General features: G+C 59.9%; 15 protein-coding genes. 7 read left to right on the forward strand and 8 right to left on the reverse strand.

Annotation, left to right across the window (positions count from 1 at the left end):
• The first annotated feature begins 59 nt into the window (after positions 1–59).
• Together murA and KQ659_RS12055 are read left to right on the forward strand one after the other, a co-directional pair.
• On the forward strand, positions 60–1,364 hold the full coding sequence (gene murA, locus KQ659_RS12050) for a UDP-N-acetylglucosamine 1-carboxyvinyltransferase (RefSeq protein ID WP_216688571.1): 1,305 nt from the start codon (positions 60–62) through the stop codon (positions 1,362–1,364).
• Between the two features lie 364 nt (positions 1,365–1,728).
• Positions 1,729–2,403, forward strand: a complete 675-nt coding sequence (locus KQ659_RS12055) for a DUF4349 domain-containing protein (protein ID WP_216688570.1) — start codon at positions 1,729–1,731, stop codon at positions 2,401–2,403.
• 76 nt (positions 2,404–2,479) lie between these two features.
• On the opposite strand, the gene KQ659_RS12060 is transcribed toward KQ659_RS12055, so the two are convergent.
• From KQ659_RS12060 to KQ659_RS12090, 7 genes are all read right to left on the reverse strand, one after another.
• On the reverse strand, positions 2,480–2,818 hold the full coding sequence (locus KQ659_RS12060; protein WP_216688569.1) for a phage holin family protein: 339 nt from the start codon (positions 2,816–2,818) through the stop codon (positions 2,480–2,482).
• Positions 2,819–2,845: 27 nt separating this feature from the next.
• Positions 2,846–3,937, reverse strand: coding sequence for an agmatinase family protein (locus KQ659_RS12065; RefSeq protein ID WP_216688568.1), 1,092 nt, complete (start codon positions 3,935–3,937; stop codon positions 2,846–2,848).
• A gap of 178 nt (positions 3,938–4,115) precedes the next feature.
• A complete protein-coding gene (locus tag KQ659_RS12070) occupies positions 4,116–4,748 on the reverse strand; it encodes a chemotaxis protein CheC (RefSeq protein WP_226915543.1) in 633 nt (210 codons plus the stop codon).
• Positions 4,749–4,804: 56 nt separating this feature from the next.
• Positions 4,805–6,439, reverse strand: a complete 1,635-nt coding sequence (locus KQ659_RS12075; protein ID WP_216688567.1) for a chemotaxis protein CheA — start codon at positions 6,437–6,439, stop codon at positions 4,805–4,807.
• 105 nt (positions 6,440–6,544) lie between these two features.
• Complete coding sequence (locus KQ659_RS12080; protein WP_168674249.1) at positions 6,545–6,931, reverse strand: response regulator; 387 nt, start codon at positions 6,929–6,931, stop codon at positions 6,545–6,547.
• A 70-nt stretch (positions 6,932–7,001) separates the two neighbouring features.
• Positions 7,002–7,532: a chemotaxis protein CheW gene (locus KQ659_RS12085; RefSeq protein ID WP_216688566.1), complete on the reverse strand. Its 531-nt coding sequence runs from the start codon at positions 7,530–7,532 to the stop codon at positions 7,002–7,004.
• Positions 7,533–7,573: 41 nt separating this feature from the next.
• Positions 7,574–11,968, reverse strand: a complete 4,395-nt coding sequence (locus KQ659_RS12090; RefSeq protein ID WP_226929954.1) for a methyl-accepting chemotaxis protein — start codon at positions 11,966–11,968, stop codon at positions 7,574–7,576.
• 282 nt (positions 11,969–12,250) lie between these two features.
• On the opposite strand from KQ659_RS12090, the gene topA reads away from it, so the two are divergent.
• Together topA and KQ659_RS12100 are read left to right on the forward strand one after the other, a co-directional pair.
• Positions 12,251–14,761 (forward strand): type I DNA topoisomerase, encoded by a 2,511-nt coding sequence (gene topA / locus KQ659_RS12095; protein WP_216688565.1) that lies wholly within the window; start codon positions 12,251–12,253, stop codon positions 14,759–14,761.
• A gap of 76 nt (positions 14,762–14,837) precedes the next feature.
• A complete protein-coding gene (locus KQ659_RS12100) occupies positions 14,838–15,707 on the forward strand; it encodes a DUF4846 domain-containing protein (protein WP_216688564.1) in 870 nt (289 codons plus the stop codon).
• 3 nt (positions 15,708–15,710) lie between these two features.
• Here KQ659_RS12100 and KQ659_RS12105 read toward each other — a convergent pair whose 3' ends face one another.
• A complete protein-coding gene (locus KQ659_RS12105) occupies positions 15,711–16,373 on the reverse strand; it encodes an HAD family hydrolase (protein WP_226929956.1) in 663 nt (220 codons plus the stop codon).
• Positions 16,374–16,538: 165 nt separating this feature from the next.
• Between KQ659_RS12105 and KQ659_RS12110 the strand changes: the two genes are divergently transcribed.
• The 3 genes from KQ659_RS12110 (at position 16,539) to KQ659_RS12120 (ending at position 18,710) form a co-directional block, all read left to right on the forward strand.
• Positions 16,539–17,255, forward strand: coding sequence for a pirin family protein (locus KQ659_RS12110; RefSeq protein WP_216688563.1), 717 nt, complete (start codon positions 16,539–16,541; stop codon positions 17,253–17,255).
• 163 nt (positions 17,256–17,418) lie between these two features.
• Positions 17,419–18,003, forward strand: coding sequence for a nitroreductase family protein (locus KQ659_RS12115; protein WP_216688562.1), 585 nt, complete (start codon positions 17,419–17,421; stop codon positions 18,001–18,003).
• Complete coding sequence (locus tag KQ659_RS12120) at positions 18,000–18,710, forward strand: pirin family protein (protein ID WP_216688561.1); 711 nt, start codon at positions 18,000–18,002, stop codon at positions 18,708–18,710. The genes KQ659_RS12115 and KQ659_RS12120 overlap by 4 nt, the downstream gene beginning before the upstream one ends.
• The last annotated feature ends 21 nt before the right edge of the window (positions 18,711–18,731 follow it).

Raw genomic sequence — 18,731 nt, forward strand, 5'->3', positions numbered from 1 at the left:
TCGAATTTATTTACCCAAAAGCTAGCAGCTAACAGCTATTAGCTAACAGCTCAAACAAAATGGCTGCATTTGAAGTACGCGGCGGCAAATCCCTGCGCGGCGAAATCACGCCCCAGGGCGCTAAAAACGAAGCCCTCCAGATTCTCTGCGCGGTATTGCTGACGCCGGAACCCATTACCATCAGCAACATCCCCGATATCCGCGACGTCAACAAGCTCATCGAGCTGCTGCGCGATATGGGCGTGAAAGTGGGCAAGCTGGCAACGGACACCTACGTTTTCCAAGCCGAGAATATCAACCTCGACTACATGGACACGCCCGAGTTTGTGGCCCAGGCCGGCGCGCTGCGCGGCTCGGTGATGATTCTCGGGCCCATGCTGGGGCGCTACGGGCGCTGCCAGCTACCCAAGCCAGGCGGCGATAAAATTGGTCGCCGGCCAATGGACACCCACTTCCTGGGCCTCGAAAAGCTGGGCGGCAAGCTCACGCTGGAAGGCACCGATTTCTACCGCATCAAGGTCGATGGCAAGTTGACGGGCGCCCACATGCTGCTAGACGAAGCATCGGTAACCGGCACGGCCAACATTCTCATGGCCGCCGTGCTGGCCGAAGGTACTACCACCATCTACAACGCCGCCTGCGAGCCTTACTTGCAGCAGCTGTGCCGGATGCTGGTGCGCATGGGCGCTAACATCCAAGGCATTGGCTCCAACCTGCTCACCATCGTGGGCGTGGATAAGCTGGTCGGCACCGAGCACCGCATGCTGCCGGACATGATTGAAATTGGCTCCTTTATCGGCCTCGCGGCCATGACGGGCTCCGAAATCACCATTAAGGACTGCCAGATTCCCGAGCTGGGCCTCATCCCCGATACTTTCCGCAAGCTGGGCATTCAGCTTGAATTCCGAGGCGATGATATTTTCATTCCGGCCCAGCCGCACTACGAAATCGCCACCTACCTCGACGGCTCCATTCTGACAGTGAGCGACCACACCTGGCCGGGCTTCACCCCCGATTTGCTCAGCATTGTGCTCGTAGTGGCCTGTCAGGCCAAGGGCACGGTCCTCATTCACCAGAAGATGTTTGAGTCGCGCCTGTTCTTCGTCGATAAGCTCATCGACATGGGCGCGCAGGTTATTCTTTGCGACCCGCACCGCGCCACCGTTATCGGCCTCGACCAGCGCACGCGCCTGCGCGGCATCACCATGACCTCGCCCGACATCCGGGCCGGCGTGGCCCTGCTCATCGCCGCGCTGTCGGCCGAGGGCAAAAGTACCATCGAAAACGTGGAGCAGATTGACCGCGGCTATCAGAATATCGATACGCGCCTGCAAGCGCTGGGGGCTGATATTCGCCGCCTGTAACGCAAGCGCTGCTTGATGCAAAAAATGCCCGGCCTTCCTGCCGGGCATTTTTTGTTGCCAGCTATATGGGTTACTTCTGCTTGTGCGCTGGCATAAAAGCAGCTGCGCAGCTACTGTTTCTGGTTTCACTTTATCATTGAATGAATCATGAAATACTCCCTTGGCATTGCCCTGGGGCTGGTAGCCCTGCTATGCGGCTGTAGCCACACCAAGAATGATGCAGAAGCCGTTGCCGACGTAGCTCCGCGCTCGCCACAGTACCTGATGAGTGCGCCAGCTCCCCTACAGGAGAGCCCAGACGCTGATGATGAAGCGGCTACTGCCGACGTTATTCCGGGCCCCCGGCCCTATACCGAATCAATCGTTGCCCCCCTCTCGCCTGCTCATTTACCACGCCGATTTACGCCTGAAGGTGGCCAACCTGCCGCGTGCCAGCGCCCGCCTCGACAGCCTTGTGCACCGCAACGGGGGGTACCTCAGCGCTGCTACCGAGGTGCGGGCCGAGGGCGAATGGCGGCAGGCGATAACCATTCGGGTGGCCCCGGCCCGCTTCCAGCCGCTGATGGCCGCGTTGGGTGGTTTGGGCACCGTGGAAGAAAAAAAGCTAACTACCGACGATGTGACGGCCCAGCACGCCGACGTAGCCGCCCGCCTCGCCACCAAGCGCGCCGTCGAAAAGCGCTACATCGACCTGCTGGCCCGCGCCCGCAAAATCAGCGAAGTACTAGAAGTGGAAGGCAAAATCGGCGAGGTGCGCGAAGAAATTGAGAGCACCGAAAGCCACCTCAAAACGCTCAACGATGAAGTAGCTTATTCCATCATCTCGCTCACCTGCTACCAGCCCCTGCCCCAGCCCGTACCCGAGGCCCCGGTCGTATCATTCGCCAGTCGCCTGGTGGAGTCATTCTATACTGGCTGGACGCTGATTACCAGTCTGCTGATTGGTATTGTAGCCATCTGGCCCTTCCTGCTGCTGGGCGGGACTGGCTGGTGGGCCGTGCGGCGCTGGCGCCGCAGCGTTGCACAAGCCGAGGTCTGAAAAACCCGAAAAGCCCCGCCGCAGCACCAGTTATGGTACCGCAGCGGGGCTTTTCAGCTCAAGGCCAAAGTCGGATTTAATCCATTACCAAGTCCACCACGGCATTTACCACCGACAAGGCCAGGCTGAATAAGAGCGCATTCAGCAAGCCGTGGACATCGAAGCTACTCATCAGGAAATCGGCCAGCTTTACGATGATGACGTTGATAACCAACAGGAAAAGGCCCAGCGTGAGCACCGTAATGGGAAAGCCCAGAATTTGCAGAATGGGTTTCACAATGGCATTCAGAATGCCCAGCACGATAACCAGAATGGCCGCGCTGCCCATGCCACCCAGCACCACGCCCGGCAGCACCATGCTGAGGCCATACACCAGCACAGCGGTAAGAATGAATTTGAGAATGAATCCTAACATGGCAACAAGGGTAAAAGTGAAAGAAGGTTACTCGGCGTGCATGCCTTTGGCCGGCAGCCGTCCCTGCGATACGGCCATCCAGTTGCAAAGCTGGTAGAGCAGGCGCGCACCCACAATGGCGTTCCACTCGGTGTCGCCGGGCGCTACTTCGTTCAGGTCGCAGCCGATGATTTGGATGCCCGCCCGCACGATGGACCGCAGCAAATACGTGGCTTCCTCAAACTCCAGGCCGCCGGGTACGGGCGTACCGGTACCGGGGCACAGCTTGGGGTCGAGGCCGTCGATATCGAAGCTGATGTAGACCTTTTTGGGCAGCTGTGCGATGATTTTGCCGCATACCTTCTTCCACGACTTCTTGGCAAACTTCTCGTCGCTCAGGAACCGCTGGCTGAACAGGGCCACCCTGCCATTGGACTGGTCGATGAATTCGGCCTCCTGCTGGCAGAAATCCCGGATGCCCACCTGTACCAGCTTCTTCACCTGCGGCAGCTGCAGTGCGTTGTGCATAATGCTGGCATGCGAATACTTAAAGCCCTCGTAGGCAGGCCGCAGGTCGCAATGGGCGTCAAACTGCAGAATAGCAAATTCCTGGTGGCGCTCGGCCAGTGCATGCAGGTAGCCCAAAGGCGTGCTGTGGTCGCCACCCAGCACCACCACGCCTTTGCCGGCATCGAGCAGGGCACCCGTTTTGGCCTTCAGCCACTGTATCATCTTGTCGCCGCCGGCCGTGGCCTGGGCGGGCACGCTTTCGTGCTTTTTGCGGTCGGCTTCGGGCTGGCCTTCTTCCAACCAGCCGATGTAATCGGCGGCAAGAGGGCGCAGCTTGCGGCTGGCTTCGGCAATGGTTTCGTCCTCCTCCTCCATGGCCAGGCCGAGCTTCCAGGCATTGGGCACGTCAGAATCGTACAGGTCCACTTGCAATGAAGCTTCGCGGATGGCGGCCGGGCCGGCGGCCGTACCGGCGCGGTAGCTCACCGTTACCTCCCACGGCACGGGCACTACCACTACCTGTGCCTCCTCGGGCGTGAAAGGCAGGCCGAACAGGCCGCTATCTACATCGCCGGGCGCGTTGGGGTCGAAAGAAGCTATTTTTTGGGCTAAGGCGTCCGCGTTAGACATTGGAGGTGCTGCGTAGGTAAATAGTAAAGTTGAAGGCGAAAAAGAACGTCATGCCGCACCGGCCGCTGCAACTCCCGGAAGCAGTGGCCCAAGTTCAGCGAACGGGCCTGCGGGAGAATTGCAACGGCCGGCGCGGCATGACGGGCCGGAACGCGGTCAGGCATTCCTAAAACAGGTATCAGGCCGACATCTGGCTGCCCAGAAAGTCGTAGCTACGGATTATTTCTAGAATTTTACCGAACGTCACCCGGTCAAAAAACAGCATCAGCGGCAATTCCACCGTATTGTCGCGGTCCGAGAACTGCGTGATAACCGAGAAGATGAGGGGCTGTAGCTGCTGGTCTGGCAGCAGGCTCTGCAGGTTTTCAGCTATGTCACCTTTGGGGGCTACCGGTGGGGCACCGTAGATATTGGCTTTCAAAATATTGGCCAACTGCGTGACCAGTGCCCCGGTAATGATATTGCTGATTTCAAGCAGCAGCGACTCCTGCAGCTCATTTAGCTCCAGGGTTTCGGACGTTTGCATGCGCAGGCATACCCGTGAGAGGCGCTGAACGTGCTGGCCCGAGAAAAACATGAGCGTCGTACCGTTGAAATCACCCCGGATATCGGACTGAATGGGCACGTGCCGTGTCTGATAATCGCGCACGCGGTGCAGAATATCGTCGCTCATCAACAGGTCGATATTGGGCACCTCGAGTAACACCCGCTCCTGGGCGATAACGGCGAATGAATCGGCGGCGCGGGCCAAGCCGATATTTAGAATCTCGCGGATTATATCACGCTCTAAATCAGTCATCGATAAATCCATAACGTCGAAGATAGGGGAAAGTGCAGCTGCGAGGACTGGGATGAAAGAAAGGAAAATTAAGGACGTTTGGTCAGAAACAGGCGCGTCAGGGCGGGCACATCCAGCACCAGGCACACTTGCCCGCTGCCGAGCAGGGTTACGCCACCAAACAGGTCAATGGTATCCAGGGGTTTACTTAGGGGCTTGATGACAATGTTTTGCTGCCGGATGAACCGGTCAACCAACAAGCCCAGACGGCGGTTATTATAATTCACAACCAGAACCTGCTGAGCACCAGTCATATCAGCTTTATCGGCGAAGGGCAGCAGTTCATCGCCCTCGTCGTGCAGCAGCATTTGCAATGGCACCAGCGGCACGGCCTGGCCCTGCACATGCGTTACAAGCATGCCGCCTACCACCGAAATCTGCTCGGGTTGCAAGGCCAATACGGTATCGGTGTGCATCAGCGGGATGGCATAGGGGCGTTCCTCTACTTCTACCAGCAGTGCGCCCTTTACGGCAATGGACGTGGGCAACACCAAGGTGAACGTAGTACCCTGGCCCAACTGCGATTCCACCCGCAGCTGGCCACCCAACGAGTCAAGGGCCATCTTCACCACATCGAGGCCCACGCCGCGGCCCGAAATATCGGTAACCTTGCTGGCCATGGAGAAACCGGGCTCGAACAGAAGCGCCCACACCCCTTGCTCGTCCAGGGCGGCGGCGGCCGTGGTCAGGCCACGCTCAATGGCCTTGCGGCGCACGGCTTCGGTATCGATGCCCCGGCCATCGTCGCGCACCTGAATGAGCACGTCGTCGCGCTCGGTCAGGGCTGAAAGGGTGAGGTGGCCAACGGTAGGCTTGCCAGCCGCTGCCCGCTGGGCAGTGGTTTCGAGGCCGTGGCTGACGGCGTTGCGCACCAGGTGCAACAGCGCGTCGGTGATGATTTGCAGGATGTTGCGGTCAATCTGCACATCCTGACCGCTGAGGATTAGCTCCACTTCTTTGTCTTCGGTGCTGGCTACATCGCGCACAACCCGGGGAAACTTATTCAGCAGCACCCCCACGCCCACCAGGCGGGCATCCATCACACTATACTGCAAGTCGTCGGAAATGCGGAACAGGTGCTGGGCAGTGGCCAGAAGCGCAGGATTACCGATTTCCTGTGCCAGCGTCATAATCCGGTCGCGGTCAATAACCAACTCCCCTACCAGATTCAACAGATTGTCAAGCTTTTTGACCTGAATATACACCAGGTCCGAAAGCTCCATTTTCTTGCCTGACTCTTCCTCCGACTCCGCCGCTTCGGCTTCTTCCAGAATCGGCTCCTCGCCCCGCACCAAGCGGTCAAGGTTGTCCAGCAAGGCGGTGGCATCGGGCAGGGCCTGGTCGGCTCCCACTGCCCGAATCATGTTGCCCAAGGCATCAACCCCGGCAAAAACCACCTTGATGAGCGCCCCGCTGAATGTGCGCTCCTGGTCCCGAATCAGCCCAAACAGGGTTTCGAGGTGGTGCGCCACTTCGCCCAAATCGGTAAAGCCCATGGCGCGGGCATTGGCTTTGAGGTTGTGCATGAGCCGGAACAGCTCATTAAGGGCCGGGCCAGCATTGGGGTTGCGCTCAAGCTCGCTCAAATGGCGGCTCATGGAGTCGTAATACTCCAGCGCTTCGGCCATGAAAAGCTCCCGGTATTCCTGGTCGCGCGTTTTCATTGGGCCTTAGAAATTAAGTAGATAAACCAACATTCCGGCGCACTCAGGCACGTCCCATCGTTTCCGAAGGAATATGGCAGGGCAACGAAACGTTGTCGCAGCACCTTACGCAGCCTGTTCTGAGGCGTCGTTTTGCAGCGCCGCACCCACGATTTCCAGTACTTTCTCTTCCGAGAACGGCTTCACGATATAAGCCAAAGCCCCATTTTCAATGGCTTCCGTAACGATAACCTCCTGGCCTACCGCGCTGCACATCACTACTTTGGCGGAGGGCTGAATCTGGCGGAGGCTTTTCAGCACGTCCAGTCCGGTGTTATCGGGCAGAATCACGTCGAGGGTAATGAGGTCGGGGGAAGTTGAAGCGGCCATTTCCACCGCCTGGGCACCGTTTGCAGCCTCGCCCACTACTTCGTAGCCGGCATCGGTGAGCATATTTTTGAGCATCGTGCGCATGTAAAATGAGTCGTCGACGATGAGGATGCGCTTATTCATGGAATTGGGGAATGTTAGATTTAACGGGTAGCCGGGCCTAGTTGCGGGCCACCCTTGTACGGGGTCGGCGCTATGAAGATGCCGTTTTGCCCGGCAGGCGCATCACTTCGCTTGGAGTCAGCAGCTTGCGCATGTCTAATACGATGATAACGCCGCCCTCCGGGAGTTTGGCGATGCCTTCGAGGTACTTGTCGCGGGTGCTGGAATCCTGCACGAACTCCGGCGCAGGTTCAATCTGGCTCAGGGGCATGGTGAAGGGGCGCGGCACTTCGCGCACCATCAGGCCGAGCACATAGTCGGCCGCTTCCACGGCAATGGTGTAGCTGCGCTCGGGAATGGGCCGGCCGGCCGGCCGCAGCCGAAACCGCTCTTCCAGGTCCAGAATGGCAATAATATCGCCGCGCAGGTTGGCAATGCCCTTGATGAAAGGCGGGGTTTTGGGCATGCGGGCCACATCGGGCGTCACGGTTACTTCCTTCACCTGCTCAATGCGAATGCCGTAGTCCTCATCGCCGAGGCGAAACACGATAAGCTGCACCAGTTCGGCGGGCTTGGCGCGTCCGGGCTTGGTAATGGGCGTGGGTACTTCAGTCTCAGCCATGCAGGGTTAGTCGAAAAAGGGCTAAACGAATAGATTGAGAGTTATTTAGCTTTTGATTTGGCTGCCGTCTTACTGGTTTGAGCAGTTTTTACAGCTTTGCCATTTTTCGTCTCCTTGCCGGTAGCGGCTGGCGCGGGGCGGGCTTCCTCCACCTGGGGAACTGCTCGTGCACGAATCGGGCGCTCCCGGCGGATGGGAGCCGCAGGCGCCAGAGGTGCGGCGGCTTCGGGCCGGACCCGACGAGTGGGGATGGACTGCCGACTGGGTTCAGCAACCGGCGCAGCCGCGCCCCGGCTCTGGGAACGGCGGGCAGCCATGCCATGCTGCGGTTGCGGCGCAGGGGCATATGATTCGCGGGCACGGTAGATGTCGCGGGCTCCCCGGCGCACGGGTTCCGGCTCGGGCTCCGGCTCGTAGGAGCTGAGGCGGAAGGTTTCGAGGCCAGCCTGGAGGTCGTCGGCAATGTCGGTGAGGCGCTGCGAGCTGGTGGTCAGCTCCTGCATGGCCGTCGAGAGCTGCTTGGCAGTCCCGGCTACCTGTTGGGTGCCGGTGGCCGTTTGCTCGGCAATGGCCACCACTTCCTCCACGTACTTCACCACGTCACTAATCGAAGCTTTCTGAACTTCGGTAGCCGTGAGAATGTCGCGCGAGGTGCGGAGCGTTTCGCCGCTGCTGGTAGCAATGTTCTTAAAGGCCGAGCTGGCTTCGAACGTGGCGTTCTTGCCTTTCAATACCCGATTTTCCATGGTCGAAATGGCCGTGGCTGCCGTGGTCGTATCCTTCTTAACGTCGTCAACCAGTGTGGCAATTTCGTTGGCCGAGCGGCGGGAGCTTTCGGCCAGCTTCCGGATTTCCTCGGCTACTACGGCGAAGCCACGGCCGGCTTCGCCGGCGCGGGCAGCTTCGATAGCGGCGTTTAGCGCCAGCAGATTGGTCTGCGAGGCGATGTCAGTGATTACGCCCAGCGACTTGCTGATTTCGCCTGAGCGGGTGCTCAGTACTTCAATGGTGCGCGAGGTTTGCGAAGCAGCGCTGGATATTTCTTCCATGTTTTTCACCACTTCGGCCACCGTTTTCAGGCCAAGCTGCGAGGTCTGCTCACCCAGGATTGCCGATTTGTTCACGACATCGGCCTTGTTGGCCGTCTCCTTGGTGGCCTGCATGATTTCTTCAATCAGCTTGAAAGCCTGGTCGGTTTTCAAGGCCTGGTTCTGAGCGCCTTCGGCCATCTGCTGCATGGCCAAGGCCACATCGACGGTTACGCGACTCATTTCCTGGCCTTTACCGGCCATTTCTTCCGAAGAAGTGCCCACAATCTGCGACGAGTCATTGATTTCGCCGAGCAGCTCGTTCAGGTTTTCGACGGCCAGGTTCAGGGCATCGGCCATGGCCAGAATGTCGCCCGTGGTGGGCACGTCTACGCGCTGGGTCAGGTCGCCTTCCGAGATGGCGCGCACCACGCGGGCCACTTCCAGCACCGGCGAGGCGATGGATTCGAGCAGGGCGTTGAGCGTGTCCACCAGCTCTTTCCAGCTGCCCGATACGCCGCCTACCGTGGCGCGCTCGGTCAGCTTGCCTTCCACCCCTGCCACTTTGGCCACGCGGCTCACTTCGACGGCGAGACGGTTAAGGTCGTCCACCATGCTGTTGATGGTGTCGGCCAGGTCGGCCACTTCGCCTTTGGCTTGCAGCGTCAGCTTCTGGGTCAGGTCACCTTTCGATACGGCCGTTACTACTTTCACAATGCCCCGCACCTGGGTGGTGAGGTTGGAGGCCATGTAGTTTACGTTGTCGGTCAATTCCTTCCACACGCCGGCCACATTTGGTACGCTGGCCTGCCCGCCGAGCTTGCCCTCGGTGCCCACTTCCTGCGCCACGCGGGTTACCTCACCGGCGAAGATGTTCAGCGAATCAACCATCTGGTTGAGGTTGTCCTTCAGGTCCAGCAACTCGCCTTTTACATCGACGGATACTTTCTGGCTAAGGTCGCCGCGCGATACGGCGGTAGCCACGTTAGCAATGTCCCGTACCTGCGAGGTCAGGTTACTGGCCATCGTGTTCACGTTGTCAGTCAGGTCTTTCCAGGTGCCGCGCACGTTGGGCACTTTGGCCTGGCCGCCGAGCTTGCCTTCGGTACCTACTTCGCGGGCCACGCGGGTTACCTCGTCGCCGAAGATGTTCAGCGAGTCCACCATCTCGTTGAGGTTTTCCTTCAGCTGGAGGAGCTCACCGCGCACATTCACCGTGATTTTCTGACTGAGGTCGCCTTTGGCTACGGCGGTGGCCACGTTGGCAATGTCCCGCATCTGCGAGGTCAGGTTGCTGGCCATCGTATTCACGTTGTCCGTCAAGTCCTTCCACGTTCCTGATACCTTGGGCACGTTGGCCTGACCGCCGAGGATACCCTCGGTGCCCACTTCGCGGGCCACGCGGGTTACCTCGCCGGCGAAGATGTTGAGCGAGTCCACCATCTGGTTCAGGTTGTCCTTCAAATCCAGCAGCTCGCCTTTTACATCGACGGTAATTTTCTGCGAAAGGTCACCTTTCGATACGGCGGTGGCCACGTTGGCAATGTCCCGTACCTGACTGGTCAAGTTGCTGGCCATCGTGTTCACGTTGTCGGTCAGCTCTTTCCAGGTGCCGCCTACGCGGGGCACCACGGCCTGGCCGCCGAGCTTGCCTTCGGTACCTACTTCGCGGGCCACCCGGGTTACTTCGTCGCCGAAGATATTGAGCGAGTCCACCATCTGGTTGAGGATGTTCTTCAGCTCCAGGATTTCGCCCTTCACGTTCACCGTCATCTTCTGGCTGAGGTCGCCGCGAGCTACGGCCGTGGCTACGTTGGCAATATCCCGCACCTGCGAGGTCAGGGCCGCTGCCATATCGTTTACGTTGTCGGTGAGGGCTTTCCACACACCGGCCACGTTCGGCACACTAGCTTGGCCACCTAGTTTCCCTTCGGTGCCTACTTCCTGCGCCACGCGGGTTACCTCACCGGCAAACAGGTTGAGGGACGCCACCATCTGGTTCAGGTTCTGCTTCAGCTGCAGGAATTCGCCCTTTACATCGACGGTTACCGTCTGGGTCAGGTCGCCTTTGGCTACGGCCGTCGCCACGTTGGCAATGTCCCGCACCTGACTGGTCAGGTTGGAGGCCATGTAGTTCACGTTGTCCGTCAGGTCTTTCCATACGCCGGCCACGCTCGGTACCGAGGCCTGGCCGCCGAGGCGGCCTTCGGTGCCCACTTCCTGGGCCACGCGGGTTACTTCGCCGGCAAACAGGTTCAGCGAGTCCACCATCTGGTTCAGGTTCTGCTTCAGCTGGAGCAGCTCGCCTTTCACATCGACGGTTACTTTCTGGCTCAGGTCGCCTTTGGCTACGGCCGTGGCTACGTTGGCAATGTCCCGCACCTGACTGGTCAGGTTGCTGGCCATGTTGTTTACGTTGTCCGTCAGCTCCTTCCACACGCCGGCCACGTTGGGCACGCTGGCCTGGCCGCCCAGCTTGCCCTCGGTGCCCACTTCGAGGGCCACGCGGGTTACTTCGCCGGCAAACAGGTTCAGCGAGTCCACCATCTGGTTCAGGTTCTGCTTCAACTGCAGGAATTCGCCCTTTACATCAACGGTGATTTTCTGCGACAAGTCGCCTTTGGCTACGGCCGTGGCCACGTTGGCAATGTCCCGCACCTGCACGGTGAGGTTCGAGGCCATGTTGTTCACGTTGTCGGTCAGGTCTTTCCAGATGCCGCCCACGTTAGGTACTGAGGCCTGGCCACCGAGCTTGCCCTCGGTGCCCACTTCCTGCGCAACGCGGGTTACTTCACCGGCGAAGATATTGAGGTTGTCAATCGTTTTGTTGATGGTTTCGGCCATCAGCTTGAAGTCGCCCGACACCGGAATCTGAAAGCTTTCGTCCAGATTACCGCGACTGATGTTCTTCAGTACTTTGCCCACTTCCAACACTGGCACGGCGATGCTGTCCACCAGGCCGTTGATGTTGTTAATCATATCGCGCCAGAAGCCGGCGGCCCCGTCGGCCGAGGCCCGCGCCTTGAGGTTGCCCTCTACCCCAGCCACTTTCGAGATGCGCGACACCTCGCCGCCTACCCCGGCAATCATGTCCACCATCGAATTATAGGCTTCCGCGATTTCGGCAAAAATATCGTCGTTTTGCTTGGTAAGCCGCACCGAAACATCGCCCTTCTTAAAGGCATCGAGGGCGTAGAGCACCCGGTTGAGCTGGTCGTTGACGTAGCCCGGGTCCTGGGTATCGACGGAACCGCGCGAGCCGCCCCGTTTGCGGGTCAGGTCGTTGTTGGTACGCACCACATCGAGCGACGAAACCGCGCCGGCGTCCGGCGTAGTGCTGTCGGTGGCATCCGTAATAGTTGCGGAAACACGCCGGGCCTTGGGTCGCGGATTCTGGGGGGAAGCCATATATAGTACGAGTATCGAGTCGGGAAGGGGAAAGCTAATCGGGAGGGCGAAGTACGGGGGTTAGCCGCGAATAAGCAAAGGTAACGCCACCGGCTACGGCGCTGAACCCGTTGGCCCGCCGACTCGTTCCCGGGGCGTGTCTCCGGCCGGATTATTGCTCCCGGATGCTACTGCTAAGAATTAAGCGGCATCTTTGCGGCCAATTTTAACTTTTCGGCGCAGCTGGTCGTTTCATCATTACAGTTTCTCCATTCCTACTGCCGCACCCCTTTACCCGCCCACATGGTCAAGAATTTAGTTATCGTCGAGTCGCCGGCCAAGGCGAAAACCATTGAAGGCTACCTCGGCCAGGATTTCGTGGTGCGTTCCAGCTACGGCCACGTCCGCGACTTGCCGAAGGACAATAATGCCATCGACATTGCCAATGGTTTCAAACCTACTTATGTTGTTTCGCCCGACAAACGGGAGCTCATCGCGCAGCTGAAAAAACTTTCGAAGGAAGCCGAAACCGTCTGGCTGGCGAGTGACGATGACCGCGAGGGTGAAGCCATCTCATGGCACCTGGCCGAAACGCTGAACCTGCCCGAAGCTAAAACGCGCCGCATCGTATTCCGCGAAATCACCAAAAACGCCATCCTGGCCGCCATTGCCGACCCGCGCACCGTGAACCAGGATTTGGTGAACGCCCAGCAGGCCCGCCGCGTGCTCGACCGCCTGGTGGGCTTCGAGCTGAGCCCCGTGCTCTGGAAAAAGGTGAAGCCCGGCCTGAGCGCCGGTCGCGTGCAGAGCGTGGCCGTGCGCCTGGTAGTAGAGCGTGAGCGCGAAGTGGCCAGCCACCTGAGCGCCAGCGCCTACCGCGTAGTGGCCCGTTTTGATGCCGGCCGCGGTGCGGTGCTGGAGGCTGAATTACCGACCCGTTATAAGGTACAGGCCGAAGCCGAGGCTTTCCTGGAGCGTTGCGTGGGTGCGTCGTATCAGATTGAGAGCCTTGATAAGAAGCCCGGCAAGCGCAGCCCGGCCGCGCCATTTACCACGTCTACGCTGCAGCAGGAGGCCTCGCGCAAGCTGAGCTTTTCGGTAGCCCAGACGATGAGCGTGGCCCAAAAGCTATACGAAGCGGGCAAAATCAGCTACATGCGGACGGACTCGGTGAACCTGTCGGGCGAGGCCATGGCGGGCGCGCAGACGGCCATCACGGCTGCTTATGGGGCCGAGTACCACCACACCCGGACGTTCAAAACCAAGTCAGCTTCAGCCCAGGAGGCGCACGAAGCCATCCGGCCCACCGATTTCGCTTTGGTGAAGGCAGGTTCCGACTCGTCGGAGCAGCGCCTGTATGACCTGATTCGCAAGCGGGCCATGGCTTCGCAGATGTCGGAGGCGGTGATTGAGCGCACCACGGCCATGATTGGCATCAGCACCCAGCCGGGCGTCACGCTGTCGGCGACGGGCGAGGTGATTACGTTTGAGGGCTTCCTGAAAGTGTATGCCGAGAGCAAGGACGACGAGGACGAGGACGACGCCAAAGATGCCGAATCGAGCTTCTCGCGCGGCCTGCCACCGCTGAGTGTGGGGCAGGATTTGCCCCTGCAGCGCTTCAGCGCCACGGAGCGGTTTTCGTCGCCGCCGGCGCGCTACACCGAAGCCTCTTTGGTGAAGAAGCTGGAGGAAATGGGCATCGGCCGGCCTTCTACTTATGCTCCCACCATCAGCACGGTGCAGAAGCGCGGCTACGTGGAAAAAGACACCCGCGAAGGCAAGGAGCGCAAGTTCCACGTGCTGACGCTGGACGGCAGCGCGGTGACTACCGAAGTAAAAACCGAGAACTACGGCGCGGAGAAAACCAAGCTATTTCCGACGGATACGGCGATGGTGGTGAACGACTTTCTGGTGGCCCACTTCCCCACGATTGTCGACTTTCAGTTCACGGCCAAGGTGGAGGACGAGTTCGACCAGATTGCCAACGGCCACGAGGACTGGACGAAGATGCTGACCGGCTTCTACGGCAAGTTCCACGCGACCATCGAGGCCGGGCAGGACATTGACCGCAGCACCGTGGGCGCCACCCGCGAACTGGGCGTGCACCCCGAAACCGGCGAGCGCATCTCGGCCCGACTGGGCAAATACGGCCCCTACGTGGCCCTGGGCGATACCGAAGGCGAAACCAAACCTGCCTACGCCAACCTGCGCAAGGGGCAGTTCATCGAGAGCATCACCTTAGAAGATGCGCTGGAGCTGTTTAAGCTGCCGCGCGTGGTGGGCGAGTTTGAGGAGAAGGCCATGACAGCCGCGCTGGGCCGCTTCGGTCCCTACATCCGGCACGACAGCAAGTTTTTCTCCCTCACCAAGGAGCAGGACCCGCACACCATAACGGCCGAAGAAGCGGTGACCCTGATTGAGCTGAAGCGCAAAACCGATGCCGAGCGCCTCATCAAGAGCTTCGCCGAAAATCCCGACATTCAGGTGCTGAACGGCCGTTTCGGCCCCTACATCGTGGCGGGCAAGAAGAACGTGAAGATTCCCAAGGGCGAGGAGCCCACGGAGCTAACCCTGGAGCGCTGCGTGGAGCTGGCCGACGCCACCCCTGACAAACCCGCCAAGGGTGGCCGCTTCGGCAAGAAAGCTGCGCCCGCCAAGGAAGAAAAGAACACCGACGCACCGACCAAAAAGGCTGCTAAAGCTACTGCTGCTAAAAAGCCGGCCGCCAAGAAAGCCACGACCAAAGCGGCCGCCATGAAGAAGCCGGCCACCAAAACAGCAGCCGCGAAAAAGCCGGTGGCCAAGATGAAATAATTCGTAATGCCTGACGTTAGCAGTTTCGAGTAAAAAAGCCCGCGTAGTGCGGGCTTTTTTCTTTTTCATTGAACCGATGCGCGTCCTTCCCTCCTTCCTGTGGCTGAGCGCTGCCGCCCTTTGCAGCTTCGATTATCCAGGCCGTGAGGTGACTCCGCAGCGGCCAAGGGCGCTGGTTTATGCCTGGCAGCCACAGACACAGCAGGCACTGGGCGCCCGCTTCCCCGCTCCCGCCGGCTGCCGGCGCGTGCCCGTGGCGGCTGGCAGTTGGGGCGAGTGGCTGCGCTGGCTGCCGCTGAAACCCGCCGGTACCAAAGCCCGCCTCTACAACGGCCAACTGAAAGACCGGCAGGACGTGGTGGCCGCCGTGGTCGATATCGACGTGCCGCCCCAGGATTTGCAGCAGTGCGCCGATGCCGTGATTCGCCTGCGGGCCGAGTACGTCTTTAGCCACGACCCCAATAAGCTGCATTTTCACCTCACCACGGGGTACGATTTTTGGTTTTCGGATTTCGTGGCCGGGCGCACGTTTCGGGTGGCCAACGAGGAGGTATTGCCCGCCACCCGGCCCGCCGAAGCGCCCACCCACGCGGCGCTGGCCCGCTACCTAGCGCCCACGTTTGGCTACGCGGGCACGCTGTCGCTGAGCCGGGAACTGCGGACGGTACCGCTGGCGCAGGTGCAGCCCGGCGATGTGCTCATTCACGGCGGCGCGCCCGGCCATGCCGTGCTGGTGGTGGAGGTGGAGGTGGCCGAAAATATGGTTTCGCATCAGCAATACGTGCTGCTGGCCCAGAGCTACATGCCGGCCCAGAGCATTCACCTGCTGCGTAACGTGGACGCACCCGCCCTCGGGGCATGGTTCGCGGTACCCGGGCCGAATGAGGCCGAATTTGATACGCCCGAATGGACGTTTGCCTGCCAGGAGTTGAAGCGGTTTGAGTAGCGCCTAGCCCGGCTCGATGGCTTCAATGGCGGTGGCGCTAAGCTCGTCGAACTGCCGGATGATGCGGTCGGCCTGATGCAGGTCCTGTCCGACGGAGTGCGGGCTGGCGTAGGCAATGCAGTAGATGCCGGCGGCTTTGGCGGCCGTCACGCCGTTGGCGGCGTCTTCAATAACGATGCACTCCGCGACGGGCGTTTCGGCCAGCTCGGCGGCGCGTAGGAAGATGGCCGGATTGGGCTTTGATTCGGCAAAATCTTCGCCGCTGAGGCGGTGCATAAAGTAGGCATCCAGCTCGAAGCGGTCGAATACCCGGGAAATGGTGGCTTTGGAGGCGGAGGACGCTACGACCAATTGCAGGCCGTAGCGGCGCAGGTCTTCGATGAGGGCGCGCACGCCGGGTAGCAGGTCGAGCGTGGTGTCTTCGTCGAACGCCTGGTTGAACAGCTCGCGCTTGCGCATCACCATGGCTTCTACATCTTGCGGAAGGTTATAGCGCTGCTTGAGTAGCTGGAATACGTTGCGCGTTGACTTGCCCAGAAACGTGGCGTATTCGGCAGCCGAAACGGGGATGCCCAGCTCGGCAAATTCGGCCAGGAAAGCGTGGTGGTGCAGGGGCTCGGTGTCGATAATGACGCCGTCCATGTCGAAAATGACCGTACGAATCATGCGGGGCAGGCAAAAGGATGATGGCGGGTAAAGGTACCGGCTGGCAATTCGGCACCGCTTCCCTCCCCTGCTGAGAAAGCAGGAAAACTTTTTTACCAGAACAATGTATAGACATTAAATGTATATACATTGTTCAAATCAACGCATCTAATCACGCCCCCTATCATGGCCCGCACCGTTCTGCATCTTGCCAACACCCGCGGCCACGCCAACCATGGCTGGCTCAACTCCTTCCACACCTTCAGCTTTGCCGGCTATAACAACCCCGAGCGCGTGCACTTCGGCGCATTGCGCGTGCTGAACGACGACACCGTGGCCGGCGGCATGGGCTTCAGCAAACACCCGCACGACAACATGGAGATTATCTCCATCCCGCTTTCCGGCGACCTGGAGCACCAGGATTCGATGGGCAACAAAACCGTGATTCGTGAAAACGACGTGCAGGTGATGACCGCCGGCACCGGCGTGGCCCACTCCGAGAAAAACCACAACAGCAAGCAGGAAGTGAAGTTTCTGCAAATCTGGGTGTTCCCCAATCAGCGCGGCATCAAGCCCAACTACGGCCAGCAGACCTTCACCCCGGAGGCCCGTCACAACCAGCTTTTGGAAGTGGTGTCGCCCACCGCGGATGGCAGTAGTGTGCACATTCAGCAAGACGCCTGGTTCTACCTCGGCAATCTCGACCAGGGCTTTACCACCGACTACGCCGTGAAAAAAGCCGGCAACGGCGTCTACGCCTTCGTGCTGGAGGGCGACGTGACCATCAACGGCCAGGCCCTGCACCGCCGCGACGGCTTCGGCATCTGGGAAACCGATAAGCTGGAAATCAGCGCCGACAGCAAGGCGGAGCTGTTGCTGATGGAGGTGCCGATGGAGTTTTAAGGCTTTTTGAACGAGCCTGTTTGAACGTCATGCAGAGCACAGCGAAGCATCTTGCCCGCAGCAAGTAACTCAATCAACAGGATTAGTGGTGGCGGGCAAGATGCTGCGCTCTGCATGACGTGCTTTTTCCTTTCGTTCTTTTCGCGCATCCGCAGTCAACAACATGAACCACGCCCCCACGACCTACCCCGTTCACGACCTTATCCGCAGCCGCTGGAGCCCGCGCTCCTACTCGGCCCAGCCCATTGCGCAGGACACCCTGAATCAGGTTTTCGAGGCCGCTTCCTGGGCCTTTAGCGCCATGAACGCGCAGCCATGGCAATACATATATGCTCATAAGGCCGACACGACGGCATTCCAGAAAATCCTGGATACGCTGATGCCCGGCAACCAGCCCTGGGCCAAAAATGCCCCGGTGCTCATTATTGCCCTGGCCAAAACGCAGTTTGACAACGGCCAGCCCAACGGCGCGGCCCTGCACGACCTGGGCGCGGCCAACGCCACGCTGTTTCTCGAAGCCACCGCCATGAGCTTGCACGGCCACGTAATGGGCGGTTTCGACCGCGAGAAGCTGCGCCAGAATTTCAACCTGCCCGACAATGTGGCCCCGGTGGCGGTGCTGGCTCTGGGCTACCTCGGCGAAGCCGAACTGCTGGAAGAGCCTTTCCTGAGCCGCGAGAAAGCCGCCCGAAACCGCAAGCCCCTGGTCGAGTTTGTATTCCACAACGAACTCCCCGCTACCGTATGAAAACCCGCCTCACCCGCGCCGCCGAGCGCGGCCTCAAAGACATTGGCTGGCTGAAAAGCCACCTCTCGCTCAGCTTCGGCCCCTACCCCGACCCGGAGCGCAGCGGCTTCGGCCTGCTCCGCACCTTCAACGACGACGTGGTGCAGCCCGGCGGCGGCTTCGGCATTCACGGCCATGCCAACATGGAAATTATCTCGGTGATGCTGGCCGGCAGCATGAACCACAAGGACACCCTCGGCTATACCGAAGTGGTGCACCAGGACTGGGTGCAGATTATGAGCGCCGGCAGCGGCCTGCGCCACGAGGAGCACAACGTGGGCGACGACGACGTAAATTTCCTGCAAATCTGGATTGAGCCCAAGCTCCAAAACATTGGCCCGCGCTACCAGCGCCGCCAGTTCCCGGAAGCAAAGCGCGAAAACCAGCTCACCACCATCGTGAGCAACGAGGAAGGCCAGGTCCACTGCTGGATAAACCAGAACGCCAGGCTCTCGCTGGGCTACTACACCGAAGCCCAAACGATGGACTACGCCTTCAAGCCGCTGAATAAGCTGCTGTTTCTGTTCGTCATCAGCGGCTCCGTGACGGTGGCCGGGCAGCTTGTGGGCACTCGCGACAGCCTCGGTATCTGGGAAACGGACAGCGTAAGCATCGAAGCCGCGGCCGGTACGCGGTTCTTGTTGATAGAGTGCCCCATTAACCACTAACGGGAATTATCGGGGCGGGCT

Origin of the sequence: Hymenobacter siberiensis (assembly GCF_018967865.2) — a bacterium.
Classification (GTDB): domain Bacteria; phylum Bacteroidota; class Bacteroidia; order Cytophagales; family Hymenobacteraceae; genus Hymenobacter; species Hymenobacter siberiensis.

What these genes read in the sequence shown, in the direction of transcription:
- murA (WP_216688571.1), top strand. Translation starts at nt 60, where the DNA reads ATGGCTGCATTTGAAGTACGCGGCGGCAAATCCCTGCGCGGCGAAATC.
- KQ659_RS12060 (WP_216688569.1), bottom strand. Translation starts at nt 2,818, where the DNA reads ATGTTAGGATTCATTCTCAAATTCATTCTTACCGCTGTGCTGGTGTAT.
- KQ659_RS12065 (WP_216688568.1), bottom strand. Translation starts at nt 3,937, where the DNA reads ATGTCTAACGCGGACGCCTTAGCCCAAAAAATAGCTTCTTTCGACCCC.
- KQ659_RS12070 (WP_226915543.1), bottom strand. Translation starts at nt 4,748, where the DNA reads ATGGATTTATCGATGACTGATTTAGAGCGTGATATAATCCGCGAGATT.
- KQ659_RS12075 (WP_216688567.1), bottom strand. Translation starts at nt 6,439, where the DNA reads ATGAAAACGCGCGACCAGGAATACCGGGAGCTTTTCATGGCCGAAGCG.
- KQ659_RS12080 (WP_168674249.1), bottom strand. Translation starts at nt 6,931, where the DNA reads ATGAATAAGCGCATCCTCATCGTCGACGACTCATTTTACATGCGCACG.
- KQ659_RS12085 (WP_216688566.1), bottom strand. Translation starts at nt 7,532, where the DNA reads ATGGCTGAGACTGAAGTACCCACGCCCATTACCAAGCCCGGACGCGCC.
- KQ659_RS12090 (WP_226929954.1), bottom strand. Translation starts at nt 11,968, where the DNA reads ATGGCTTCCCCCCAGAATCCGCGACCCAAGGCCCGGCGTGTTTCCGCA.
- topA (WP_216688565.1), top strand. Translation starts at nt 12,251, where the DNA reads ATGGTCAAGAATTTAGTTATCGTCGAGTCGCCGGCCAAGGCGAAAACC.
- KQ659_RS12100 (WP_216688564.1), top strand. Translation starts at nt 14,838, where the DNA reads ATGCGCGTCCTTCCCTCCTTCCTGTGGCTGAGCGCTGCCGCCCTTTGC.
- KQ659_RS12105 (WP_226929956.1), bottom strand. Translation starts at nt 16,373, where the DNA reads ATGATTCGTACGGTCATTTTCGACATGGACGGCGTCATTATCGACACC.
- KQ659_RS12110 (WP_216688563.1), top strand. Translation starts at nt 16,539, where the DNA reads ATGGCCCGCACCGTTCTGCATCTTGCCAACACCCGCGGCCACGCCAAC.
- KQ659_RS12115 (WP_216688562.1), top strand. Translation starts at nt 17,419, where the DNA reads ATGAACCACGCCCCCACGACCTACCCCGTTCACGACCTTATCCGCAGC.
- KQ659_RS12120 (WP_216688561.1), top strand. Translation starts at nt 18,000, where the DNA reads ATGAAAACCCGCCTCACCCGCGCCGCCGAGCGCGGCCTCAAAGACATT.